Source organism: Pseudarthrobacter sp. J1763 (assembly GCF_050490295.1).
GTDB lineage: Bacteria > Actinomycetota > Actinomycetes > Actinomycetales > Micrococcaceae > JBNPEO01.
In genome coordinates this window covers 104201-128078 of record NZ_JBNPEN010000007.1, presented here as the reverse complement: position 1 = coordinate 128078, position 23878 = coordinate 104201, and the positions used below count along the sequence as shown (strand labels likewise).

The following is a 23878-nucleotide window of genomic DNA, read 5'->3' as shown; positions in this document are numbered from 1 at the left end:
CTAAGTTCGCTTCTCACTCAACGCTTCTCGCACACGCCACGCACTAACCTCATCGCGCACATATTCCGCAAGGCGTTGTGACGCGGGTTGGGGGTAAAAGCCTGCAGATTTGATTTTGCCCAGCTCCAGAGTGCTGTGTTGTGGCCGGGGCGCGGCGCATTTCCCGGCGAAATATTCTGCAGTGCTGACCCCGGTTACTGAATCACGTGGTTGCCCCAATAGCCCATAAATCTCTTTGGCGATGTCCGCCCAACTCCGGGAGTCGCCGTCGTTGGTCAGGTTGTAGATGCCGTAGGTGGCCCCTGTGCTAAGCAAGTGCTGAATGCCGGCTGCCAAGTCTTGAGTAAAGGTCAGCCGACCGTACTGGTCATTAACCACGGCCGGAGCTACACCTCCGCGCGCGAGCCCAACCATGGTGCGGACAAAATTTTTGCCGTCACCCACCACCCAGCTTGTGCGGAGTATGTAATGCCGCGGGGTTGAAAGTACGACGGCGTCTGCAGCCGCTTTGCTCTGACCGTAGACTCCCAGCGGTGAGACCAGTTCCGTTTCTGAATGCAGCTCTGAACTGCCGTCAAAAACGTAGTCGCTCGAGACGTGGACCAAGGTCAACCGGTACTCGGTGGCGATCCTCGCAAGTTGCGTGACCGCGTTGACGTTGATCTGCCAGGCCGCGCGGCGCCCCTCAGGAGTTTCGGCGCCATCCACGTCAGTGAAGGCAGCGGCGTTGATGATTGTTGAATACTGGCGCCAATTTCGGCCTGTATACGCGTCCGGCATGCTCAGATCGAGGTCTTCTCGTCCCGCGAATTCCACGTTCGGTGCCGTGCCGAGTTGCTGCCGAAGAGCCCGGCCTAATTGGCCGTCCGCACCAAGTACCAAGGTTTTCAGCGGTGGCATCGGAGTTACGTCCGCCAAGCGCGGATGTTTCTGATCCTTCTCGGACAGCTCGGCTTCGGCGAGGGGGATGGGCCAGTAGATATCTGCCGTCTCATCTGCAAGGTTGAGGAATGTGTACAGGTGCTGCGCCTCGGGCGAGTAATGGTCATTGACTAGGTACGTATATGCTGTCCCGTCTTGCAGGCTCTGAAAGGCGTTCCCCACACCCCGTGGCACAAATACTGCTTGGTCCGGGCCAAGCTCGGCAGTGAAGACGGTGCCGAAGGACGTCCCTTCGCGAAGATCAACCCAAGCGCCAAAGATCCGTCCGCTGGCCACGGAGACGAATTTGTCCCACGGCTCGGCATGGATCCCGCGAGTGGTTCCGGCGCTCGCGTTGAAGGAGATGTTGTTCTGGACAGGGCCAAAGTCCGGCACGCCAAGCGCCAGCATTTTTTCTCGTTGCCAGTTCTCTTTAAACCACCCGCGATTGTCACCGTGCACGGGGAGGTCAATAACCAGGAGCCCTGGAATGTTTGTTTGGTGGACCGCGAGCGGCTGTGCAAATTTCATGGCGTAGTCCGAGGGGCCTTTGTGGATGTGGTGTTTTGGTCCATGTCCATATAGCGGGCCTCCGTTCCAGCCTTTTGTGGTCGCCACCAGTCCTCGTGTTCTCGGTACCAGGTGATCGTGGCGTCAAGGCCACCTTCAAAGTCGGCGTATTCCGGCGCCCAACCGAGTTCGTTGCGCAGCTTTGTGGAGTCGATGCCGTAGCGCAGATCGTGTCCTGGCCGGTCAGGAACAAGATCGTAGGAGTCAGCCGGTAGCCCCATCTGTTTCAGAATCAGTTCCACTACGTCTATGTTGCTGCGCTCGCCATTAGCCCCGATCAGGTACGTCTCACCGATCCTTCCGCGCTCAATGATGCTCAGGACTGCGCGCGAGTGGTCCTCGGCGTGGATCCAGTCCCGCACATTATTGCCCGTGCCATAAAGCTTGGGTCTGATGCCGTCAATGACGTTGGTGATTTGGCGGGGGATGAATTTTTCGACGTGCTGGAACGGACCGTAGTTGTTGGAGCAATTGCTGATGGTTGCCGCCACACCAAATGACCGTACCCACGCGCGCACTAATAAATCTGAGCCTGCCTTGGTGGCAGAGTACGGGCTTGAGGGGTTGTACGCGGTGGCCTCGGTGAAACGGGCAGGATCCTCTAGCGCCAAATCGCCGTAAACCTCATCGGTAGAGATGTGGTGAAAGCGTGTGCCGTGTTTCCTAGCCGCTTCCAAAAGGGTGTAAGTGCCAATGATGTTGCTTTGCAGAAACGGGGCCGGATCAAAAAGCGAGTTGTCATTGTGGGATTCGGCGGCGTAGTGCACCACCACGTCGGCTGAGCGCACCAACTGATCAACTATGCCGGGGTCGGAAATATCACCCACCACAAGCTCAAAGCGACTAGTGGGAAGGTTGGCTAGGGACGCGGGGTTTGCGGCATAGCTGAGTTTGTCCAGGACTGTCACGTGATGCTCAGTAGTCCGGATCAGGTAGTGGACAAAGTTGGAACCGATGAAACCGGCGCCGCCTGTGACAAGAAATCTCCCCATGATGCCTAACGATACGTGGTTGCGCAAGTCACATGAAGAGACGATGATGCGTAGCATGCGAGGAATTATCTTGGCAGGCGGAACGGGGTCCAGGCTCCATCCAATTACTCGAGGTATCAGCAAGCAACTGGTACCTGTCTGGGACAAGCCCATGATCTATTACCCGCTGTCCACGCTCATTCTTGCGGGCATCCGGGACATCCTCATCATCACCACTGTTCACGATGCGGAGCAGTTTCAACGGTTGCTTGGTGATGGTGAACAGTTTGGTGTGAACCTCAGCTACGTTCAGCAACCCAGCCCTGACGGCTTGGCCCAGGCCTTCACGCTTGGAGCAGATCACATTGGTAACGACTCGGTGGCTTTAGTGTTGGGAGACAACATCTTTTACGGGCCGGGCATGGGAACCCAGCTGACCCGTTTTACCGAGATCGACGGCGGGGCGGTGTTCGGTTATTGGGTCAAAAACCCCGGCGCCTACGGTGTTGTTGAATTTGATCCGGACGGTAACGCAATCTCCCTCGAAGAGAAACCTCCCGTCCCTAAGAGTAACTATGCGGTTCCGGGGCTGTACTTTTACGACAACAACGTGGTGGACATTGCGCGCGGGCTCAAACCATCGGCAAGAGGTGAACTTGAGATCACTGACGTTAATCTGCGGTACCTGGAACTGGGAAAACTCCATGTGGAGGTCCTGCCTCGCGGCACCGCCTGGTTGGACACCGGAACCTTCGATGACCTCAATGACGCATCGAATTTCATCCGGACCTTAGAGAACCGCCAAGGACTCAAAGTCGGGGCGCCGGAGGAAACAGCGTGGCGTGCTGGGTTCCTGAACGACGACGAACTCCGGACCCGTGCGGAACCTTTGGTAAAGAGCGGCTACGGTGCCTACCTTTTGGGATTGCTTGACGAGAACCACATGAACCACCCACGGTAGGGGTAACCAACTTCACCGCACATCCAGATCCTCAAACACCAAAAACGTCTGCGTATCGATTACCCCTGGCATGGATTGCAGTTGGTCGAAGATCACGCGGCGCAGGTCAATGTTGTCAACGGCCCGCACCAGCAGGATCACGTCAAAGTCCCCGCCCACAAGGGCAATGTGGTGAACCTCAGGGATTTCGCGCAGCTTCTCGCGCAACTCCCGCCAAGCATGCTGCTGAACTTTGAGCGTTACATACGCCGATGACCGCAAGCCGGCCTTGATGGGATCCACCAGCACCGTGAACTTGCTCAGCACACCCGACTCCGTCAGCCGTGCAATCCGCGAATATGCGTGGGCCCTGGAAATGTGAACGCTCTCCGCCACCGCCGTCACTGACATTCGGCCATCACGCGTCAACTCCGCAACGATCGCGCGGTCCACCTCGTCCAATTGTCCACACCTCATCGTGTCATTCAGCCCACATTGTGCAATTCGTCTTCCACACTAGGCCGGATCCAGCAAGATCTCCACGATTCCCGGAATTACTAGATACAGAACAAACGTCAAAGCCATACTGAAGGTGAAACTTGCCTTCAAAGGATGGATCAATGACGACCCCCACCCAGCACACCTCCGCGCCCGGCCTCCGCTTTGGTATCAGCGTTGAGGACTACATGCTCCCCGCCCGTCACACCATCGCGTTGGTAGATCAAGCTGGCCAAGCAATCGCCCACACGGATCAAGGCGCAGAACCCGGCCACGAATACCCCATCCCGGACGATTCACACCTCCTAAACGCCTACCAACACCTCGTCGTCGGACGCCGAATTAACGATCAGAACTCGGCCTTGGTCCGGCAAGGCCGCATGGCCGTCTACCCCTCGAGCCACGGCCAAGAAGCTTGCCAGGTAGGTGCCGCACTCTGCCTCGGCGCCAACGACTGGATGTTTCCCACCTACCGTGACACCGTCGCCGTGATCACCCGCGGCGTGGATCCCGTCCAAGTGATGACCTCCTTCCGCGGTGACTGGCACGCTGGCTACAACCCTCAGCAATACAAAGTCAGCGCCCAATCCACCCCGCTCACCACCCAACTCCTCCACGCTGTGGGTGTAGCGCACGCCGCCAAACTCCGCGGCGAAGACACAGTGGTCCTGGCCATGTGCGGAGACGGTGCCACGAGCGAAGGGGACTTCCACGAAGCCCTCAACTTCGCCGCAGTCTTCCACCTACCCGTGATCTTCTTTGTCCAAAACAATGGTTACGCCATCTCCGTCCCGCTCGCCCACCAATCCGTGGCACCGTCCCTGGCCCACAAAGCGGTGGGCTATGGAATGGCCGGGGAACGCGTAGACGGCAATGACCTTGTAGCAGTCCTCGCCGTCCTAGGCCGCGCCGTTAATCTCGCCCGTGAAGGCTCCGGTCCACTCTTGGTGGAAGCCATCACCTACCGCATGCAAGCCCACACCAACGCCGACGATGCCACCCGCTACCGCAGCGATGAAGAAGTCGCCGCCTGGCGCGCCAAAGACCCAGTCCCGCGGATGCGCGCCTACCTTAAGGGCCGGAACATTTTGGACGACGACGGCGAACAACGAATCGCGGACCGCGCCGAGGAAATCGCTACCCAGCTCCGGGACGGCCTCAACCAAGACGCGGACATTAACCCGCTCGACCTCTTTAGTAACGTCTTCGAACGCCAAACAAGCCAACTAGCCGAACAATCAGCACTGCTCGCGGACGAACTCTCCCGCGATGCTGCTGCCGCACGCACCGCCGGTACCAGCGCCGTCGTCGAACCCCAAGGAAGTGCCCAGTGAGCGTTACCCTCGCCAAAGCACTCAACACCGCCATGGCAGACGCCATGACCGCCGACGATTCAGTCCTGGTCTTCGGCGAAGACGTTGGACGTCTGGGCGGAGTTTTCCGCATCACCGATGGGCTGATGAAAACCTTCGGAGAAGACCGCTGCTTTGATACCCCACTGGCCGAATCCGGAATCGTTGGAATGGCCGTGGGAATGGCCATCAACGGGATGCGCCCCGTCATTGAAATGCAGTTCGACGCCTTCGCCTACCCGGCCTTCGAACAGATCTTCAGCCACGTAGCCAAAATGCACAACCGCACCCGCGGGCACGTGAAACTTCCTCTCGTTATCCGCATCCCATATGCCGGTGGAGTCGGGGGAGTGGAGCACCACTGCGACTCCTCCGAGTCCTACTACGCCCACACTGCCGGGCTCAAGGTCTACACACCAGCCACCGTGGCCGACGGCTACCGGATGCTCCGCGACGCCATCGCCTCCGACGATCCCGTCATTTTTATGGAACCCAAAAAGTTGTACTGGAGTAAGGACGATGTGTCCCTTTCCGATCTGGCGGAAGAGTACGACGCGCGGGCTGCCGCCGGCGAAACGAGCGAAGGTCACGCCGCCGTGGCACGCCCCGGAACCGACGCCACGCTCATCGCCTACGGCCCCTCTGTCCCCACCGCACTACTCGCCGCCGAAGCCGCGGCCTTAGAGGGCCGGTCACTCGAAGTGATCGACGTGCGCACCATAGTCCCTTTTGACGACGCCACAGTGTGTGAGTCAGTGCGCCGGACCGGCCGGGCAGTAGTTATTGCCGAAGCACACGGATTCGCCTCGGTCTCCTCCGAGATTGTGGCCCGCGTCCAAGAACGCTGTTTCCACCAACTCGCAGCACCCGTCCTGCGCGTCACAGGCTTCGATGTCCCGTTCCCGGCTCCCAAACTCGAGCACTATTACTTACCCAGCGTGGACCGCATCCTCGATGCCGTAGATCAGCTGCAGTGGGAGGACTGATTCCCTTGTCTGATTCCTTACGTGTCTTCCTCTTGCCGGACCTTGGCGAAGGACTCACCGAAGCAGAGTTGGTGACCTGGCTGGTAGCCGAAGGGGACACCATTGTGGTGGATCAGCCCATCGCCGAAGTAGAAACCGCCAAATCCATGGTTGAAGTGCCCTCGCCCTATGGCGGTGTTGTGGTAACACTTCACGGTGCCCCGGGAGAGACCTTGGACGTGGGGAAGCCGCTGATTTCGGTTGGTTCTTCCGTTGGTGTCGGTTCCGGCTCCTTCGCGGATGATGCCGCCCCCGCCCCTACGCTGGACGGCTCTGCTGCAAGCAGCGAGCCGTCCAGCTCCGGCAGGCCCGATGCCACTCCCGGGGCGGCATCATCCGCTGCGGCGGCGTATCGCGAGGAGGAACGCGCGGGATCCGGGAACGTACTTATTGGGTACGGGACGCCTGGCGGTGCTTCGAGTGCTCGGCGGAGCCGGGCTCCGCGGGGTACTGCGGCTAACACTGCCGTGCCCGCCAAGGTGTCCTCGGTGATTTCGCCTTTGGTGCGGAAACTGGCTCGCGAGAACGGGGTTGCCCTCGATAGCCTTGCGGGGAGTGGTTCCGGTGGGCTGATTATGCGCCGCGACGTTGAAGCTCGGATTGCCGCACCGGAGACCGCCGCTGCCGCGGGTGTCCCGGCAGCGGGGAGCGGCACCGCTGGTGAGATGGACACGCGAACCGGGCTCGGCGTCGTCGGGCGTGTTGCTGTGCGTGGTGTCCGCAAAGCAGTGGCCGCGAACATGGCGCGCAGCCGCAGTGAGATTCCCGAGGCAACAGTATGGCTGGACGTTGACGCCACCGCGCTGGTGCAGATGCGGGCCGAGCTCAAAGCTCAACGGCCCGATGCCACACCAGGGCTGCTCGCGTTTATTGCTCGCTTTGTAGTGGCTGGGCTCAAAAAGTACCCCGAGCTGAACACCAGATTCGAGACATTGCCGGACGGCAGCCAAGAGATCGTGCAGCTTGGGGGAGTGAACCTGGGCTTCGCAGCGCAGACCGACCGCGGGCTGGTGTCCCCGAGTGTGCGGAACGCTAACGCGCTCAGCGCCCTAGAACTCGACGCCGAAATTCGACGCCTCACTGAGGTAGCCCGCTCCGGAAAAGGAACACCGGCCGAACTTGGCGGCGGCTCCTTCACACTGAACAACTATGGCGTGTTTGGTGTGGACGGTTCCGCAGCGATCATCAACCACCCCGAGGTGGCGATGCTCGGAGTCGGACGGATCATCGACCGTCCCTGGGTGGTCAACGGAGAGTTGGCCGTGCGCAAGGTGACCGAACTGACCCTCGTTTTTGACCACCGAGTCTGCGACGGCGGCACCGCGAGCGGCTTCCTCAACTACGTAGCCAGCGCCATTCAAACCCCTGCCACCGTCCTCGCCGACCTCTAAGCGGCTACGGGTAGAATCGATTTCCAACGGCGCATCGCAGCAAAGAACTGTTGGTGCGGGTTTGAGGCTCAACCAGGAGGTTTGGATGTCCCGTTGGCGTGAACTTGGCGATGGAAACTATCTACTCACCACTGACTCAGCACTGCTGAACACCGGTTTGGTGGTGGGCACTGAACGCGCGCTGGTCATCGACACTGGATCGGGCCCGCGGCAAGGGGCTGAAATCCTCAGCGCCGTCCGCGAGATCACCCAACTACCCCTAGTAGTTGTGAACACCCACGCCCACTATGACCACTTCTATGGCAATGCAGTTTTTGCGGCCGACGGCGCCACCGAGTTTTGGGCGCACAGTAACTGTGCCGAACAGATCATCAAAAGCGGCGAAAAGCAGCGCACCGAGGTGGCCGCTTTCGAACCCGAAATGGCGGACAAAACCGGAAACAACGTCAACATTGTGGTGCCCACCGCCTTGATAGGTGAACAGCCAGTGCTTCTTGACTTGGGCGGGCAAGTGGCAACACTGTTCTACCTAGGCCGCGGTCACACCGACGGCGACCTCTTAGTGGGGACCAGCAAAGTCCTCTTCGCTGGCGACCTGGTAGAACAGGGCTCGCACCCCTCCTTTGAGGACTCCTTCCCGGAAGACTGGGCAGATACCCTCCGGCACATCTCAGCACTTCGCCACCGTTACGAATTCCTCGTCCCCGGACACGGCGAAACGGTTGCTGACGGATTTGTGAAAACCATGGCCGAGACCATGAGCACAGCCGTCCGGCAAGCCCGTCAAGTCACCCGCGAAGCACCCAGCGACGCTACCAAAGCCATCCCGATCCTGCCCTATGGGCCCATCCAGTCGCGCTGGTTCATCACACGCCTGGGCGAGACCACACACAGTGAACGCGCCAATGGTAGGTAAGTCCCGCCGTCGTACTTCTTGCCGCAGTACTTCTTGTCGCAGTACTTTCAACGCCGCAGCGTTAAGAAACCGTTAAAACCCTAAGCGGGGCAAAAATCTTCAGTTAGGCTGGGTGAAACCCGCTTCAAGACGTCCCCCCACGAACTTGGAGCGGGTTTTCTCATCTGCGGCCAGCGCCCCTGCTTAACACCTCAAAAAATCGCACATCAAAAACGCACACAGGAGAACCGTTATGGCCGTAATACTCAATCCCTACCTCAGCTTCAAGAACAACGCCCGCGAGGCAATCACGTTCTACCACTCCGTATTTGGAGGGGAACTGACGGTCAACACCTTCGCAGATTTTGGTGCTAGCCAAGGCCCCGAGGACGCGGACTTGGTGATGCACGCGATGCTGAAGACTCCCAACGGCCTAACGCTCATGGCATCGGACACCCCGGCGTACATGGAGTACAACGAGGGGAACAACATCTCCATTTCCCTCAGTGGCGATGACGAGGAAACGCTGCGCGGCTACTACAACTCCTTGGTGGCCGGCGGTCAAACGGTGGAGCCACTGACCCAGGCGCCGTGGGGCGACACCTTTGGAATGCTCGTAGATGCCTTTGGCATCAACTGGCTCTTCAACATTGCAACCCAGAGCGGCGACCAAGGCGATTCGGCACCGGCTGCTTAGTCCCCGGGCGGGCTGATTTCCCCATAGAATGGCAGTTCGGAGCTAGCCGCGGCGGATCGTTGCGGACCACTACGCCAATCTGGGGAGATCAGCATGCCCGCACCGGTGGACCACACCAACTCTGCGCCCAACGACCAGCCGGAGCCGGAACTACGCCGGCGCCGCGATCGGCGCAAAGCCGAGCCCACTGAAGTACAAACCGAAGACTACGTTGGTGGCTTCCGGCAGTCCGGAACCCCGCCAGTGATCAGCTCTGTGCCCACCAGCAAAACTAACGCTCCGGCTGCCTCAGCCGCTGAGCCTGCAGTTGCCGACGTCCCGGTTTTCCCCTCGACCCACACCTCCTTTGTGCGCGAGCAGAAAGTCCGTCCCGCCGGCGGTATGCGCGGAATCCTCTACTCGATTTCCGCCGGTGCCATCAACCTCGGTCCCAGCCAAAAACAGCGTGAAGAGCAAGAGCTAGAAAGCCGCATCGCCCGCCAACTCCACGGCAGTTACAACACTGCAGTCCTGTCGCTTAAGGGTGGCATCGGCAAGACGTCCACCACCGTGGGTGTGGGCCTGATGCTCGCCGAGTACCGTGGTGACCCGCCTTGCGCTGTGGACGCCAACCCGGATTCCGGTGACCTCGTGGAACGTGCCCTCGGTGAAGGCATTTACCGCACCCAGCAACCGCGAACCATCACGGACCTGCTCAAAAATCTGGAATCAATCGATTCGCTCACAGACCTTTCCCGCTACATGCACCACGCTGGACGTTTGCACCTGATCGCGGGGGAGCAGGACCCGGAAGTTTCAGATTCGCTCACTGCCGATGAGTACTTGCGCATCCGCAAACTCATTGACTCTTACTACTCGCTGTCCCTGACTGACTGCGGAACCGGCGTCACCCACAACGCTATGAGCGGGATCTTGCAATCCGCGGACAACCTCATTGTGGCCGCCGGATACGCGGTGAGCGGCGCCAAACGCGCACGCAGCACTCTGCAATGGTTGGCCGGGCACGGCTACGAAGACCTAGCACGCAACGCGATTGTTGTTATCACTGACAAAGACGAGGTTTCCTCGCGCGTGGACAAGGACGCCATTGAGGAATACTTGGCCGGAATTTGCCGCCAACTCATCGCCGTCCCACACGACCGTGGTGTGGCAGACGGGGACCTCGTTACCCTTGACGCGCTCCGCCCGGAAACCCGCCGCGCGTATAAGGAAATCGCCGCAGCAATTGTGGACGGCTACCGCTAACCACTAATGACTTCAGAACGTTTTAGCCTTCGCAGTATTGCCGTTCCAGCTTTTGGACCCGCGCTCCTTTTTTGTATAGGCGAAGGCGCCATCCTCCCGGTGGTTGCGCTGACCGCCCGCGAGCTCGGTGGAAGTGTTGCTGTGGCAGCTTTGGTGGTCACGCTCATCGGTTTGGGTTCTTGGTTCTTTAACCTGCCGGCATCGCTGATTACCCTCAAGTTTGGTGAACGCTGGGCAATTGTTGGTGCAGCTTTTGCGAGCGGCTTGGCACTCATCGCGGCGGCGCTTGCCGCCCAGTTTGGGCGTGCGGGTCCTTCCGGAACGTCCGACGCCGGTGCTGGGCTTTGGGTTCTTGCCGCAGCCATGATGGTGGTTGGTATGGCCTCGAGCGTCTTTAGTTTGGCCCGCCAGAAATACCTCACTGAAGCCGTGCCGGTGGACTTCCGTGCACGAGCTTTGTCAACGCTGGGCGGGGTAAGCCGGATTGGGATCTTTTTGGGTCCGTTTATTGGTGCCGGTGCCATGCATTTTTGGGGAATGGCCGGCGCCTACTGGGTGGGTGTGGTGGGGATGTTCGCCGCAGCGGCACTGTCCATCACCATCCCAGACCTGGTCTACTCACCCACGGGCAAGGACGGTTTTAGGGGCCCGGAGCCCACGCTGCGATCCGTGGCTGTTTCCCACCGGACAGTATTTTTCAGCCTGGGCACTGGCATTTTATTGCTCAGTGCTTTAAGGGCCTCCCGGCAAGTGGTGATCCCGTTGTGGGCTGAGAATCTGGGGCTTGATGCCACCCACGCCTCGATTATTTACGGACTCTCCGGTGCAGTGGACATGCTGGTGTTTTACCCTGCGGGAAAGCTGATGGACCGCAAAGGCCGGCAATGGGTGGCCATCCCGTCCACCCTGATTATGGGTGTGGCGTTGCTTCTGATCCCGCTCACCAGCACCTTTGTCTCGCTCCTGTTGGTTTCCCTGTTGATTGGGTTTGGCAACGGAATCAGCTCCGGGCTCATTATGACCCTGGGGGCGGATTTCTCTCCGGACCGTGGCCGCGGGCAGTTCTTGGGGATTTGGCGATTTATGGCCGATGCCGGCGGAACCGGCGGCCCCGTACTGCTCTCGGCAGTCACAGCAACAGTGTCCCTCGGCGCCGGTGTTGCCGCCACTGGGGTAATCGGATTCGCAGCCGCAGCCGTTTTGGGTGTGTTCATTCCCCGGCTCAAACACCACAGGAATTACTAAAGCTGCCCCAAATGCCGGTTCGCTTACAGTTCTGCCGGGGCCCGTCGCCTAGCTGCATGGGCAAAAAGCCAGGTCACGGCCACTACACATAAGTATCCGGCGATCACAATCAGCGCCACACCGGACCAAAAGTAGTTGGTGGTGGAGGTTTCTTGGCCGTCGCCGGGGGCGATCTTCACCAACGAATACACGGCAACCCCGGCAGCACTCAGCCCGGCAACCACGGGCAGCAACAGCCACCAGCGCGAGGCGGCCCAATGTTCGCCGAAGCCATCCCACACGTTCCACGCATTACCCAGCCGCATCATCAACCAACCGGCCGGGAGCATAAACGCGCCCACCACTAAGTACGCCGCCACCACGTCAGAGGGCCGGTGCCACTGGTTGATCAGGGTAGAAACGCCGGTTACGACGGCGAAGCTACCGCCAGCGAACGCTGCCAAGGGTCGCCACCGTGGGGACACCATAAGGACCACCGCGGCAGCAGCCGAGGCCGCCAAGGTGGTGTGACCCGAAGGTAAAGAATTCAGCTCAAGTGTTTGCACACCCGTGAAAGGGCGCGCCGGGAACCAGTTTTTGAGTAGTTGGGTGGCCGCATTGGCACCAGCACACGCAGCAAGGGCTATGCCTGCGGCGGCCCAACGATGCCGCCCGATGGTGACGAACAGGACCACAATGCTCGCTAAAACCAGTGAGATCACGGGCAAAGCATCCAAGAATTTTGTGGAGGTTCGAGTGGCCGGGCCGTTGAGTGCAGTGGCCTCGACCAGTGCTGACTCGTCAATAAACTGCCCGGTAGTGGTGCGCACAAAAAAGTAGTACGTGCCAGCAAGCGCCAGTAGGCAGGCCACTGTGGCAACAAAAAATAGCAGCCCCGTTCCTTGGGCCGCCCGGCGCTGAGAGTGCTGGTAGACGTTGTTCATTTGTTTAAGGGTGTCACAAGTTTCTGGAGGCTTGGTGATGGCACGGAATGTCACGGGTGCTCGCTAGGCTGGGGGGATGTTCAGTCCCGCTGAGTCAACCCCCAAGGGGACCCCGCCAAAGGAGACTTTGCCGTCGCTTGAGGAATTGCTTGCCTCCGCGCATGTGGTCTCCATTCCTATGCGCGTGAAATTCCGAGGCGTCCTGCACCGCGAAGTGATGCTCTTTGACGGGCCAGCCGGCTGGGGCGAGTTTGGGCCGTTCCTGGAATACGGGCCGGACGAGTCCTCACGTTGGCTCGCAGCGGCCATCGAAGCAGCATGGCAAGGTTTCCCCCCGCCGCTGCGGACCAGCATTGCCGTCAACGCTACGGTTCCCGCCGTGGCGCCCGGCCGTGTGGCCGACGTCCTCGCCGGGTTTGGTCGTGTGGACGCCATCAAAATCAAGGTAGCCGAGTCCGGCCAAACCCCCGCTGATGACCTCGCCCGGGTGGCCGCCGTGCGCGCTGCCGCCCCTAACGCACGCCTGCGAGTAGACGCCAACGGTGGCTGGGACGTGCCCACCGCCGTCGCGACCCTCAACGCCCTGGCTCAATACAATCTCGAATACGCCGAACAACCCGTCCCGGACGTCCCCGGCCTCGCAGAAACTAGGCGCCAACTCCGCGCCACCGGCAACCCTCTCCTCATCGCCGCCGACGAATCAGTCCGCAAAGCCGAGGACCCGCTCAAAGTAGCCCGGGCCGGGGCTGCGGATCTGATCATCGTGAAAGTCGCCCCGCTCGGGGGAGTACAGCGCGCGCTGGATATTGTGGCGCAAGCCGGGCTCCCCGCCGTTGTGAGTTCGGCCCTAGACACCTCAGTGGGAATCCGCGCCGGCCTGGCCCTAGCCGCGGCGCTGCCGGAACTCCCGTATGCGTGCGGGCTGGGGACCGTTTCGCTGATGGCGGGGGACGTGGTTGCCGACTCCCTCACAGTGCACGACGGCGGCATCACCATCCGCGATGTTGACCCGGACCCAGCGCTGTTGACGCAGTTCACGGCCGCGGCGCCGCGACGCGAGTGGTGGCTACAGCGGCTTCGGGAGGCGTACGCGGTGCTGAGCAGTTAAGCGGTTAGTAGCGGTCCGGGGGAAGTGGCCTAGACTGCGGCTGCCAAGAGTGCTTCAAGACGAGGAGTCAAGGATTCAGCCATCATCGTGACCTCCTGACCTCGTATGCCATTTTTGCGTGCGACCGCCTGCCATCCGCTCAGATGTCCCGCCACTGCACCAATCCGATTTTTGGCGTTTTTGAGCGTCAAATCGCATTCGTCGGCCAACGCTAGAAGGCCTGCAACTTCATCGTCGAAAGTATCCGCACCCATGATCGACGTTGATCGGCGCTGTGCCAGATCAGGGTTCGGGTTGACGTCGAAAGCCGGACTCATGGCCCAGCCGTGGCCCGTCGATAGTAAGCCGTGGTTGCGCAAGTGATCATCCGTATTGCCCAGTGCCACGTTCGCAACGGCGCGGTCGAAGAGCTCACGCTGATCGCTTTTCAGATTGCTGGAGAGATCGCGGAGGGACTCGGCAATGTCCGCGTAATCGCGGCGCTGACCGTCGGTGGATCCCGTTGCGGTCATGGCGCTGATGTAGCCAATGCGTGATCCTAACGGGGAGCGGTCAAACCGGCGCAAAAGCAACACGGACCTCTCGCCCACGGTGACCAGCTTATGAAGGGGCGTCGTGATGCCAGCGAGGCCAAGTAGGTCCAGAGCTGTCGACTCCCACGCCATAACGTCCCACTGATCGCTCGCGTGAGGAAACTTTGCAATGCCCAATCCCTGATCAGGAAATCGAAATGACGCTTTGGGACGCGCGCCACCCAGACCTGTAGTTCCGGTATCGAGCAGTTGTTTGACCGCAGCGGACGTATCGCCATCACGCGATAGCTGGTCTGAAGCGCGCAGGAGCTCCGGTAGCGAAACCAACTGAGGAACCTTCGAAGGCCGTCCAAGAAAGTCGAGCTGGTCCGGCATCCGAAATCGAAGAGCACCTTGCCGTGTGTCATCGCTGACTCCAAGTAGGAAGTCAAGATCGTCAAGGCTTTGTACCGACCGATTCTCCTCGCGGGCGCTGGCCCGTTCTGCTTTTTCTATGAGATTACGGCCCCATCTATCGGGTGAGCTGTCCGCAAATGCCCCCGCAAGACCCAACTGGTGTTGAGCACCGGGAACCAGAGGGAGTGCAGGGTCGATCGCAGCATGTGTGCCCGAGAGATATTGCGAGCTGTAGAGGAAAGTCGTTGACAACTGGCCGCGGTTTCGCGTCAAGTGGGCCTGGCCAACTAGGGTCGCATCGCCGTCGCCCAAGTAGACTTCAATGGTGGTCATAGGGCCCGCTTCTTGTTGAGGTTCCCTGCACGAATTCGGCCAAGATCGCTATTTAGCGGATCGACGGCGGATACCACAGTGTCCAGCTGCCCCAACGCACGCAATACCTGGGCAACAACTGCAAAACCAACCCCGCCGCTCCCGGTCTCAATCTTCCTCAGCGTGTCCCGTGTGGTGTTCGCGCGTTCGGCAACCTGCTGTTGTGTCAGATTCAGAACCATCCGCCAGCCACGGACGTGTTCGCCAAATTCTTTCATTTGACGATCAATCTTGTACCCAGCCATCACGCCTCCCTTATGAAAACAATCATAAGCTCAACTACCTGTTATGCATAGATTTCGCTGCATAATGGACGGCGCGCGTTTGGCTGCGCTTGACTTCCAGTGACCGAGTTCACTTCGATTTCACTCGATTTTGGGGTGGATGTCGCGGGGGACTGTTTGGCTGTACGGGACCGCAGTACGCACCCCTGAAAGGTCCCTCAGATGTCTTTGGACACCAACCGCAAGATTCAGCTCCTGCCCATGGCCGGACACACACTGGGCAAGCGCAGCCCTGTAACTTGTGCGCTCAAATGCGACAACGCCTGCTTTGGTGAAGTTTGCAACACCAGCTCCAACGGCTACTTCCGTGACGTTGTTTCCGCCGCGTTCACCCGCCGCCAAGCCCTCGGCGCAGGCGCCGTAGGTGCCCTAGCAGTTGTCCTTGGCGGAAACGCCGCAAGCACAGCAAACGCTGCTTCAGGAAACGCGGCCGCTGGTTTGGCTGGCGCCGCTAAGCACGGGCACAAAAGCAAGCTCGCTTTTGACGCCATCAAGCCTGTGGATGCAGCAGTTGACGCGTTTACGGTTCCTCAAGGTTTTGACTGGCAGCCGATCATCCGCTGGGGTGACCCGCTCTTCAACGACGCACCCGCTTTCGACATCAACAACCAGAGCGGCGCAGCTCAAGAACTCCAATTCGGTTACAACAACGACTACTCGGACATCATCCAGATCCCCGGTAGTAAGGGCCGCCGCGCCGTCCTCTTCGCCAACCACGAATACACCAACGAGAACATCATGTTCCCGGCCACCACTGACGCAGCCACAGTGCGCCAAGTGGGCCGCGCCGCACACGGTTTGACCGTCGTCGAACTTGAACGTAAAAACACCACCAAGCCGTGGAACTACGTCAAGGGTGCGCCGCTGAACCGGCGCTACCTCACCGAAACCGTGTACACGCTCACCGGGCCCGCAGCTGGCAACGAGCTGGTCAAGACCGTTGCTGACCCCACCGGTGCTGCCATCAAGGGAACCCTGGGCAACTGCGCCGGCGGCACCACCCCTTGGGGCACCATCCTTTCCGGTGAAGAAAACTTCAACGGCTACTTTGTCACCCCCGGAACCTCTGCCTCGGACAAGCGCTACGGCCTGGGAAGCAAGCCCACCGCCCGCAACTGGGAGCTGGACGACCCTCGCTTCGACACCCGAAATGCCGGATACGAAAATGAAGCCAACCGCTTCGGCTGGATCGTAGAAGTTGACCCGTTTGACCCCACCTCCACCCCGCGCAAGCACTCAGCGATGGGCCGCTTCAAGCACGAAGGCGCCAACGTAATTGTGGCTAGCTCCGGACACGTTGTGGCCTACATGGGTGACGACGAGCGCTTCGACTACCTGTACAAGTTTGTGTCCAAGAACAAGTACCGTTCCGGAAATACAGCAGCCGACCGCGCGCACAACATGACCCTCCTCGAAGAAGGCGACCTCTACGTAGCCCGCTTCACCGGCGACTCCTCGGCCGCCGAAATCGACGGCAGCGGCAAGCTCCCCTCAGACGGTGCCTTCGACGGTACCGGGCAGTGGATCCCGCTGGTTGAAGACGGTCAATCCAAGGTTGCCGGGATGAGCGTGGCAGAAGTTCTGGTATACACGCGTTTGGCTGCAGACAAGGTCAACCCCACCAAAATGGACCGTTGCGAAGACGTCCAGCCCTCACTGGCCACCGGCAAAGTCTACGTAGCCTGCACCAACAACACCGACCGCGGCAAAACCGGCAAAGAAGGCGCAACGGAGCCAAACCCGCGCACCACCAACCGCGACGGCCACATTGTGGAAATCACCGAACGCGGCGACCAGACCTCAACACGCTTCTTCTGGAACCTGCTCCTGGTCTGCGGCGATCCTTCGGTAAACGGCAGCACCTACTTCGGTGGCTACCCGGTAGAGAAGGTTTCCCCTATCTCTTGCCCAGACAACGTGGCATTCGACTCCGTAGGGAACCTGTGGATCTCCACCGACGGCGCGCCTTCCACCATCGCCAAGGCAGACGGTCTCTTCAAAGTCACCCTAGAAGGCAGCGAACGTGGACGCGTGGAGCAGTTCCTAGCCGTGCCACGTGAAGCCGAAACCTGTGGCCCGATTGTGCACGACGAGGAACGCAACGTTTTTGTGTCGGTCCAGCACCCGGGTGAAGAAGGTTCCTTCACGGACCAGCATTCCTTCTTCCCGGATTACGTGCCCGCTGGCGCGAAGCCCAAGAAGGGCCAAGTGCGCGCACCGCGTCCCGCCGTCGTACAGATCTTCAAAAAGTGATGTTCGCATAGAAACTGTTTGACCCAAACGCTCGTCCGCCGTGGCTCCAAATTTTTGCCAACGGTGGGCGAGCGTTTGCGCGTGCGGAAGGGAAATAGACTGGAGCGGTGACTTCACAACTGCCCCCAGAGCCCGTACTCGACTCGATGGCATCCGCGCGACTGGCCGTGGAAACGCTGATCGGCTACGGGGTGAAATACGTGGTGCTGGCCCCAGGATCCCGCTCTGCGCCCCTGGCTTACGCGCTTGCCGAGGCAGAATCCGCAGACCGCATCCGTGTCCTCATCCGCACCGATGAGCGAGTGGCAGGATTCACCGCACTGGGGCTCGCACTGGGGAGTGGCGCCCCGGCGGGCATCGTGACCACCTCCGGGACTGCCGTCGGAAACCTCTTGCCCGCGGTGATGGAAGCCAACCACGCGAGCGTCCCCCTGGTGGTGCTCTCCGCCGACCGGCCCACCGAGCTACGCGGAACCGGAGCTAACCAGACCACAGTGCAGTTCGACCTTTTTGCTGAGCATGCCCGTTTTGCTGTGGATGTTGCCGCGGGGGATTCACCAGTCTCAGCGATACGCACTGCTCTTCTGGCCGCCAAAGGTGAGCTGCCGGGCACGCCAGCCGGCCCCGTACAGGTCAACCTCGCCTTCCGCGACCCGCTCACCCCGCCGCTGGACGGCACGGATTGGGAAGAGCAACCGGCTACGGGTTTTGCTGACGCCGCTTTTGCTGGCGGTGTTCAGGCGGACGCCGCTTCCGACGACGATGCAGACTGGCGCTTTGAAGTGTTGCCTTACCAGCCAGTAGGGGAGCGCCCCGGGCGGGCAGTTGTGGTGGCAGGCCACGCCACCAGTGCCGAGGCTGGGCGCGAGGCCGAATACTTTGCCCGAGTTCACGGCTTGCCTCTCTTGGCCGAGCCATCCTCCAACGCACGTTTTGGGCCCAACGCTGTGGGACCGTACCGGCTACTGCTCGCCGAATCCGGGCCCGAAGGATTGCTTGCCGTAGATCGGGTGATCGTGTTTGGACGGCCTACCTTGTCCCGGCCCGTTGCCGCTCTGCTGGCCCGCACGGATATTCCGCGTGCTTTATACGTTCCGCGGCCAGTCGCCTGGTTCGACGAAGGCAAGCGCCCGGAAACCGTGATCGACGACTGGGAAGAGCTATCATTGTTCGCCGGGCGTGGTGAAGACGGCTGGCTTGAGGCATGGCAAGCCGCGGGCGCTGCAGCCGAGGGCGCGCTCGCTGAGGTGCTAGGTGCGTCTGGGTTGTCCGGGCGGGCCGGACTGACAGAGCCCCAGACGCTCACAGGTCCTGCCGTGGCGCGGCGCGTCTGGGCTGCTCACAATGGGGCAACGGGTGTCCCAGGGGCGGCCTTGGTCCTCGGCTCCTCCAACCCGATCAGGGATGTTGACCTCGCCGGGCAGCCCGTGGTTTCACCAGAAGGCACCTCACCCGGGAACGTCTACGCTAACCGCGGCCTTGCCGGGATCGACGGCACCATCTCAACGGCCACGGGCGTGATGTTCTCCAGCTCAACCCCCACGCGGGTTCTTCTCGGAGACCTCACTTTCCTGCACGACGTCGGCGCACTGCTCACCCCACCTGACGAACCCGACTGGCCGCTCCAAATCGTTGTCCTCAACGACTCCGGGGGCGGGATCTTCTCCGTCTTGGAGCACGGGCAGCTCGGCGAAAAACCACGGTACGCGGCCGCCGTCGAACGTTACTTTGGCACCCCGCACACGGTGGACATTGCGCACCTTGCCGCGGCGTACGGCATCGCGCACCGTGTGGTGAGCACTCGCGCCGAACTCGAGGATGCTCTGGCCGAGGCCATCACCGGCCGCAGTATCATCGAGGTCCGCACCACTCGCGACACCCTGCGCAATCTCCACGCTCGCATCAAGTCTTCGGTGAACGCCGCACTCCGCTAACCGCTACAAAAAAGGACATTCGCACCCCGGATTCCGGATGCGAATGTCTAATTTCGTAGCGGAAAAGGTGGGGATCGTGTGGAGGAGTAGTCCCGAACGAATTCGCGCACGCTGTCCACATACGGCTCAACGCGCCTATTGCCTCGGCTGCGTTCCCGCGAGAGTAGAAGCATGTCCCTCCAACCGTTGATCCTGACGCGAACAGCTACCACAGGCCTAGGCGCACGAACCCTTGCTAGGCAAGCGAAATCCGGCGAACTCGTTCGGCTCAGGGCAGGCGTTTACCTCGAGACGGGCACCTGGAACGCACTCGCACCCTGGGACAAAGACTTGCACCGCATCCGCGCCTGCGCCGAATCGTTCCGCTCACGGACAGTTTTCTGCCGCGATTCGGCCGCGCTGCTGTGGCACCTACCTCTCAGAAGTACGACGCCGGTACACGCCTACACGTCCGACGCTCGCGGTGGGCGTTCACGCAACGGAGTGGTGCGTCACCACGTTCCGGATGGGGGAGGGGACGCCGTTCAGCGGTACGGCGTTCTGGTCTCCAGCCGGGTCCGGACTGTGCAGGACCTTTTGGTGTACGCCACTTTTCCCGATGCGATTATGGCTACGGATCATGCGCTCAATGGCGATGCGAAACGCGGGTTTCTTCCATTGGGCCGGACGGAAATTCTGGAGGGCATCGAGGAGCTTTACTCGGCCGACGGATGCAAGCGACTTACCCAGCGATTGGCCTTTGCCGATCCGGCGTCGGGCTCTCCGGGCGAATCGCTGAGCCGGGCAATGATGGAAATTGCAGGCTTCGCTAGGCCGCGTCTGCAACACGAGTTTTATGATCGCCAGGGTTTAGTGGCGCGCACCGACTTCGATTGGCCAGCCCCGGACAGCATTCGTGGTGGAGCGGCAAGTGGCGGCGCTGGTTCCGGCCCCTTTGGTGGTGGAACCTTTGGCGCCTCTGGCACTTTAGCCGCACTACCGTCGTCGGACTCTATTCTGGTGGGCGAGTTCGACGGTGCTGTGAAGTATCAGAAGATTGAGTACACGAATGGACGCAGCGCCTCGGAGATTGTGCAGGCCGAGAAACGGCGTGAGGACAGGATCCGCGCATTGGGTCCGCGAGTTATTCGCTGGGGATGGCAAGAACTGCAAAGCCTAGACCGGTTCAACAAGTTCCTCAGCGACAGCGGGGTCCCACGCAGGCCGTCCCGCTCCGCACTCGCTTAACTCCGCATTCGCTTAGCTCCGCCGCCCTCAAAACCGCTACAAAAAAGGACATCCGCACTCCGGATTCCGGATGCGAATGTCCTTTTTTGTAGCGAAAACAGGAACTACAGCACGCGGCTGAGGAACTCCTTGGTTCGGGCATGTTGCGGGTTGGCGATGATCTCGCGAGGATCGCCACTTTCCACCACAACGCCGCCATCCATAAACGTGAGCCGGTCGCCGACTTCGCGGGCAAAACCAATCTCGTGAGTTACCACAATCATGGTCATACCGGACTTGGCCAGATCCTTCATCACGTTGAGCACATCGCCCACCAGTTCAGGGTCCAGAGCGGAAGTAGGCTCATCAAAGAGCATCAATTCCGGCTCCATGGCCAACGCCCGGGCAATTGCCACACGCTGCTGCTGACCACCAGAGAGCTGTGCAGGGTAGTGGCCAGAGCGATCACCCAAGCCCACCCGGTCCAGCAACTCGAGAGCCTTCTTTTTGGCCACAGCCTTGGGTACACGCTTGACCTGTACCGGAGCTTCCATCACGTTCTGCAAAGCAGTCTTGTGAGGGAAGAGGTTGAAGCGCTGGAAGACCATTCCGATTTCGCGGCGCTGGGCCGAGATTTCCTTGGTCTTCAGATCGTGCAAGCGGCCATTGACTTCGCGGTAACCGATCAGGTCACCACCCACGGAAATGCGTCCAGCGCTGATGGTTTCCAGCAGGTTCACACAACGAAGCATGGTGGACTTTCCGGAGCCCGAGGGGCCAATTACCACGGAGACTTCGCCTTGGTTGACAGTGAGATCAATCCCGCGCAGAACGTGGTGGTGGCCGTAGAACTTATGCAGCCCTTCGATCCGGACTAGCGGCTCGGCGGTGTTAGCCGTCATTTTGAGTCCTCCTTCGGATCTTCCGCGGTGGCCGCGGACTCGGGTGCACCAGCTGGTGCAGCAACAGTCTCAGTGGCAGCGGTTACAGGCCCAACATGAGCACCACTCTTGAATGCACTGTTGGCCTTGGCTGCGACGGCGTTCACCGGAGCGGGCGAGAGGTTGTCTACGCCCTTTCCGTAGTACGCCTCGATGTAGTGCTGGCCAACCATCAACAAGCTGGTGATGACCAGGTACCAAATTGCGGCAACCAGTAGCAACGGAATTGGCATGTACGTGCGGTTAGCCAAGGAGTTGGTGGCGAAAGTCAGGTCGAGTGTGAACGGCACGGCTAGAACCAACGAGGTGGTCTTGAGCATGCCGATGGTCTCGTTGCCTGTTGGTGGAACTATCACACGCATGGCCTGAGGCAGAATAATCCGCCACATGATCTTGCCCTTGGACATGCCCAGAGCCTCAGCGGCTTCCATCTGGCCCTTGTCTACAGACTTCAGGCCGGCCCGGAAAATCTCGGCAAGGTAAGCAGATTCGTTCAGGCCTAGACCCAAAATGGCGCCCACCAAAGTGGTGATCACGCTGGCAGTATCCAGACTGAACCACTCGGGACCGAACGGGATGCCCGCGCTGATCTTTGGGTAGAGGACCGAGATCAGTCCCCAGAAAATCAACTGGGTGTAAACCGGTGTACCGCGGAAAAACCAAACCCATACCCAGCTGGACCAGCGGAATACCGGGTTGTCCGACTGCCTCATAAACGCCAAGAGGATTGCCAGCACAATTGCCAGCACCATTGACGCTACGGTGAGCAACAAAGTCCAGCCCACACCTTGGACAACTTTGGTGTCCAAAATGTAGGTGGCAACGATGTCCCAGCGGAAACGTGGGTTGGTGAAAAGGCTCTGCAAAATCAGAGCCAAAACACCAAGAATTACGACGGCGCTAATCCAGCGCCCGGGGTGACGCACCGGTACTGCTTTGTTCAGTACCGGTGCGTCAGTGTCCTTGTGATGGCGGGCCATCATTCCACCTGTGGAGTTCGGGGTGGCGGAATGGCTCAAGAGCCAGCCGCCGGGTTGACCTCGGCCTTGTCGATGGCGCCCTCAGGGTTGTTCCAGCCCTCGAGGATCTTCTTGTACGAACCATCTGACATCAACTTGGTGAGCGTCTTCTGGATGACATCAGCCAAGGCGGTGTCCGACTTTGCAATGGCAATGCCCTGAGGTGCAGCGTCGTAGACCTCGCCGAACTTCTCGAGTGCACCGTTGGTTTTGGCAACAGCGTTACCGATGATCGGTGAGTCAGCAGCCATGGCATCGATGCTGCCGTTGACCAGACGAGTGGTGACATCAGTCTGGTTCTTGAGGGTTACAACGTCGATGGCCTTTTTGCCGTCAGCTACACACTTCTTGCTGCGCGTGGAGAGGTCCGGGTCTTCCTGGACGGTTCCGGTCTGCACGCCGATGGAGCGTCCGCAAATGTCATCGAGGGAGAACTTCTTGGGGTTGTCCTTCTGGACAGCCCAGCCGGTGCCGGCGTTGAAGTAGCTCACCATGTTTACAGCGGCGAGGCGTTCCTTGGTGATTGTGAAGGAGGAAATGCCGAGATCGTACTTGGGGCCCAATGCCGGGAGGATGCCGGTGAACTCGGCCGTTTGGACCTGAACCTTCAGGCCCAAAGTGGCGCCAATCGCCTTGGCGATGTCGACGTCGTAACCTACCGGGGTCTGGCCATCGGTGGCCAAGAATTCGGCCGGCTCGTAGGACGTGTCTGCACCGACGGTCAGTGTGCCCTTGGCCTTGATGGCTGCGGGAACCAATGCTGCAAGCGCATCATCCTTCTGGATGGTGCTGGGATCGAAGCTTGCAGCGCCACCGCTGCTTGCACCGGCGCCGGGGGTGCCGGTTTCGGAAGCGTTGGTGCATCCGGTCAGTGCGAGGGCGCCGACGGCGAAGACTGCCAGGGCTTTAGCCACAGTCTTGGATTGGATCTGCATGTCTTTACCTTTTGTAGCAGGGGTGATTGGCAAATAAACCGGCCTTAAGTCTATAGCCGGCTGAGAGAGGTGCGTCACAGTCAACTAATGTTCACCATTGGATACCAAGTGTGGTGTGGAACACAAGTGTGACACGAGGGTCTCTGTCTCTTATTACAGACTTCTCGGCGCTGAGGTGGAGATGAGGTGGAATCGCGAGGGAGCAAGCCTGGAAGCGATCCAGG

Annotated in this window: 21 protein-coding genes; 12 read left to right on the top strand and 9 right to left on the bottom strand. The window is 60.1% G+C overall.

The features are described 5' to 3' along the window. Positions 1-1452, bottom strand: coding sequence for a sugar nucleotide-binding protein (locus ACQQCD_RS09095; RefSeq protein WP_430268064.1), 1452 nt, complete (start codon positions 1450-1452; stop codon positions 1-3). Then, entirely contained in the window at positions 1449-2483 is a 1035-nt protein-coding gene (gene rfbB, locus ACQQCD_RS09090) for a dTDP-glucose 4,6-dehydratase (protein WP_430268063.1), read from the bottom strand. Before rfbB ends, ACQQCD_RS09095 begins: the two co-directional genes overlap by 4 nt. Before the next feature lie 55 nt (positions 2484-2538). Between rfbB and rfbA the strand changes: the two genes are divergently transcribed. Continuing rightward, positions 2539-3423, top strand: coding sequence for a glucose-1-phosphate thymidylyltransferase RfbA (rfbA, locus tag ACQQCD_RS09085; RefSeq protein WP_430268131.1), 885 nt, complete (start codon positions 2539-2541; stop codon positions 3421-3423). Between the two features lie 12 nt (positions 3424-3435). On the opposite strand, the gene ACQQCD_RS09080 is transcribed toward rfbA, so the two are convergent. Then, positions 3436-3879 carry an Lrp/AsnC family transcriptional regulator gene (locus tag ACQQCD_RS09080; protein WP_430268062.1) on the bottom strand — a complete coding sequence of 148 codons (444 nt, stop codon included), beginning with the start codon at positions 3877-3879 and terminating at the stop codon, positions 3436-3438. Between the two features lie 143 nt (positions 3880-4022). Here ACQQCD_RS09080 and ACQQCD_RS09075 point away from each other — a divergent pair, with 143 nt between their 5' ends. The 7 genes from ACQQCD_RS09075 to ACQQCD_RS09045 all read left to right on the top strand — a co-directional run bounded on the left by ACQQCD_RS09075 (position 4023) and on the right by ACQQCD_RS09045 (position 11750). Next, positions 4023-5234: a thiamine pyrophosphate-dependent dehydrogenase E1 component subunit alpha gene (locus tag ACQQCD_RS09075; RefSeq protein ID WP_430268061.1), complete on the top strand. Its 1212-nt coding sequence runs from the start codon at positions 4023-4025 to the stop codon at positions 5232-5234. After that, positions 5231-6238, top strand: coding sequence for an alpha-ketoacid dehydrogenase subunit beta (locus ACQQCD_RS09070; RefSeq protein WP_430268060.1), 1008 nt, complete (start codon positions 5231-5233; stop codon positions 6236-6238). Before ACQQCD_RS09075 ends, ACQQCD_RS09070 begins: the two co-directional genes overlap by 4 nt. Positions 6239-6243: 5 nt before the next feature. Continuing rightward, a complete protein-coding gene (locus tag ACQQCD_RS09065; RefSeq protein WP_430268059.1) occupies positions 6244-7668 on the top strand; it encodes a dihydrolipoamide acetyltransferase family protein in 1425 nt (474 codons plus the stop codon). Between the two features lie 85 nt (positions 7669-7753). Further along, positions 7754-8584, top strand: coding sequence for an MBL fold metallo-hydrolase (locus tag ACQQCD_RS09060; protein ID WP_430268058.1), 831 nt, complete (start codon positions 7754-7756; stop codon positions 8582-8584). Between the two features lie 232 nt (positions 8585-8816). Then, the gene (locus ACQQCD_RS09055; protein ID WP_430268057.1) at positions 8817-9260 is read left to right on the top strand and encodes a VOC family protein; all 444 of its coding nucleotides are present in this window, start codon (positions 8817-8819) and stop codon (positions 9258-9260) included. Between the two features lie 93 nt (positions 9261-9353). Then, the gene (locus ACQQCD_RS09050) at positions 9354-10505 is read left to right on the top strand and encodes a MinD/ParA family ATP-binding protein (protein WP_430268056.1); all 1152 of its coding nucleotides are present in this window, start codon (positions 9354-9356) and stop codon (positions 10503-10505) included. A 6-nt stretch (positions 10506-10511) separates the two neighbouring features. Further along, entirely contained in the window at positions 10512-11750 is a 1239-nt protein-coding gene (locus tag ACQQCD_RS09045) for an MFS transporter (RefSeq protein WP_430268055.1), read from the top strand. Positions 11751-11773: 23 nt separating this feature from the next. Here ACQQCD_RS09045 and ACQQCD_RS09040 read toward each other — a convergent pair whose 3' ends face one another. After that, positions 11774-12673, bottom strand: a complete 900-nt coding sequence (locus ACQQCD_RS09040) for a phosphatase PAP2 family protein (RefSeq protein ID WP_430268054.1) — start codon at positions 12671-12673, stop codon at positions 11774-11776. Positions 12674-12749: 76 nt separating this feature from the next. On the opposite strand from ACQQCD_RS09040, the gene ACQQCD_RS09035 reads away from it, so the two are divergent. Then, a complete protein-coding gene (locus tag ACQQCD_RS09035; protein ID WP_430268053.1) occupies positions 12750-13781 on the top strand; it encodes an o-succinylbenzoate synthase in 1032 nt (343 codons plus the stop codon). A 29-nt stretch (positions 13782-13810) separates the two neighbouring features. Here the strand turns inward: ACQQCD_RS09035 and ACQQCD_RS09030 are convergent, their stop codons facing one another. Further along, on the bottom strand, positions 13811-15043 hold the full coding sequence (locus tag ACQQCD_RS09030; protein WP_430268052.1) for a type II toxin-antitoxin system HipA family toxin: 1233 nt from the start codon (positions 15041-15043) through the stop codon (positions 13811-13813). Beyond that, positions 15040-15327: a helix-turn-helix domain-containing protein gene (locus ACQQCD_RS09025; protein ID WP_430268051.1), complete on the bottom strand. Its 288-nt coding sequence runs from the start codon at positions 15325-15327 to the stop codon at positions 15040-15042. Before ACQQCD_RS09025 ends, ACQQCD_RS09030 begins: the two co-directional genes overlap by 4 nt. A 201-nt stretch (positions 15328-15528) precedes the next feature. Here ACQQCD_RS09025 and ACQQCD_RS09020 point away from each other — a divergent pair, with 201 nt between their 5' ends. From ACQQCD_RS09020 to ACQQCD_RS09010, 3 genes are all read left to right on the top strand, one after another. Then, entirely contained in the window at positions 15529-17619 is a 2091-nt protein-coding gene (locus ACQQCD_RS09020; protein ID WP_430268050.1) for a PhoX family protein, read from the top strand. Between the two features lie 146 nt (positions 17620-17765). Then, positions 17766-19553 carry a 2-succinyl-5-enolpyruvyl-6-hydroxy-3-cyclohexene-1-carboxylic-acid synthase gene (menD, locus tag ACQQCD_RS09015; protein ID WP_430268130.1) on the top strand — a complete coding sequence of 596 codons (1788 nt, stop codon included), beginning with the start codon at positions 17766-17768 and terminating at the stop codon, positions 19551-19553. 171 nt (positions 19554-19724) lie between these two features. Further along, positions 19725-20780, top strand: coding sequence for a hypothetical protein (locus ACQQCD_RS09010; protein ID WP_430268049.1), 1056 nt, complete (start codon positions 19725-19727; stop codon positions 20778-20780). Positions 20781-20884: 104 nt separating this feature from the next. Here ACQQCD_RS09010 and ACQQCD_RS09005 read toward each other — a convergent pair whose 3' ends face one another. Genes ACQQCD_RS09005 through ACQQCD_RS08995 form a run of 3 tightly spaced genes read right to left on the bottom strand, consistent with a single transcriptional unit; the run spans position 20885 to position 23654 of the window. After that, the gene (locus ACQQCD_RS09005) at positions 20885-21661 is read right to left on the bottom strand and encodes an amino acid ABC transporter ATP-binding protein (RefSeq protein WP_430268048.1); all 777 of its coding nucleotides are present in this window, start codon (positions 21659-21661) and stop codon (positions 20885-20887) included. Next, positions 21658-22680 carry an amino acid ABC transporter permease gene (locus ACQQCD_RS09000; protein ID WP_430268047.1) on the bottom strand — a complete coding sequence of 341 codons (1023 nt, stop codon included), beginning with the start codon at positions 22678-22680 and terminating at the stop codon, positions 21658-21660. The genes ACQQCD_RS09005 and ACQQCD_RS09000 overlap by 4 nt, the downstream gene beginning before the upstream one ends. Positions 22681-22715: 35 nt before the next feature. Further along, complete coding sequence (locus ACQQCD_RS08995) at positions 22716-23654, bottom strand: ABC transporter substrate-binding protein (protein WP_430268046.1); 939 nt, start codon at positions 23652-23654, stop codon at positions 22716-22718. Between the last annotated feature and the right edge of the window lie 224 nt (positions 23655-23878).

Excerpts from the sequence above, each read along its gene's own strand:
- ACQQCD_RS09095 (WP_430268064.1), bottom strand. The coding sequence starts at position 1,452 with ATGAAATTTGCACAGCCGCTCGCGGTCCACCAAACAAACATTCCAGGG.
- rfbB (WP_430268063.1), bottom strand. The coding sequence starts at position 2,483 with ATGGGGAGATTTCTTGTCACAGGCGGCGCCGGTTTCATCGGTTCCAAC.
- rfbA (WP_430268131.1), top strand. The coding sequence starts at position 2,539 with ATGCGAGGAATTATCTTGGCAGGCGGAACGGGGTCCAGGCTCCATCCA.
- ACQQCD_RS09080 (WP_430268062.1), bottom strand. The coding sequence starts at position 3,879 with ATGAGGTGTGGACAATTGGACGAGGTGGACCGCGCGATCGTTGCGGAG.
- ACQQCD_RS09075 (WP_430268061.1), top strand. The coding sequence starts at position 4,023 with ATGACGACCCCCACCCAGCACACCTCCGCGCCCGGCCTCCGCTTTGGT.
- ACQQCD_RS09060 (WP_430268058.1), top strand. The coding sequence starts at position 7,754 with ATGTCCCGTTGGCGTGAACTTGGCGATGGAAACTATCTACTCACCACT.
- ACQQCD_RS09055 (WP_430268057.1), top strand. The coding sequence starts at position 8,817 with ATGGCCGTAATACTCAATCCCTACCTCAGCTTCAAGAACAACGCCCGC.
- ACQQCD_RS09050 (WP_430268056.1), top strand. The coding sequence starts at position 9,354 with ATGCCCGCACCGGTGGACCACACCAACTCTGCGCCCAACGACCAGCCG.
- ACQQCD_RS09045 (WP_430268055.1), top strand. The coding sequence starts at position 10,512 with ATGACTTCAGAACGTTTTAGCCTTCGCAGTATTGCCGTTCCAGCTTTT.
- ACQQCD_RS09040 (WP_430268054.1), bottom strand. The coding sequence starts at position 12,673 with ATGAACAACGTCTACCAGCACTCTCAGCGCCGGGCGGCCCAAGGAACG.
- ACQQCD_RS09035 (WP_430268053.1), top strand. The coding sequence starts at position 12,750 with ATGTTCAGTCCCGCTGAGTCAACCCCCAAGGGGACCCCGCCAAAGGAG.
- ACQQCD_RS09030 (WP_430268052.1), bottom strand. The coding sequence starts at position 15,043 with ATGACCACCATTGAAGTCTACTTGGGCGACGGCGATGCGACCCTAGTT.
- ACQQCD_RS09025 (WP_430268051.1), bottom strand. The coding sequence starts at position 15,327 with ATGGCTGGGTACAAGATTGATCGTCAAATGAAAGAATTTGGCGAACAC.
- ACQQCD_RS09020 (WP_430268050.1), top strand. The coding sequence starts at position 15,529 with ATGTCTTTGGACACCAACCGCAAGATTCAGCTCCTGCCCATGGCCGGA.
- menD (WP_430268130.1), top strand. The coding sequence starts at position 17,766 with ATGGCATCCGCGCGACTGGCCGTGGAAACGCTGATCGGCTACGGGGTG.
- ACQQCD_RS09010 (WP_430268049.1), top strand. The coding sequence starts at position 19,725 with ATGTCCCTCCAACCGTTGATCCTGACGCGAACAGCTACCACAGGCCTA.
- ACQQCD_RS09005 (WP_430268048.1), bottom strand. The coding sequence starts at position 21,661 with ATGACGGCTAACACCGCCGAGCCGCTAGTCCGGATCGAAGGGCTGCAT.
- ACQQCD_RS09000 (WP_430268047.1), bottom strand. The coding sequence starts at position 22,680 with ATGGCCCGCCATCACAAGGACACTGACGCACCGGTACTGAACAAAGCA.
- ACQQCD_RS08995 (WP_430268046.1), bottom strand. The coding sequence starts at position 23,654 with ATGCAGATCCAATCCAAGACTGTGGCTAAAGCCCTGGCAGTCTTCGCC.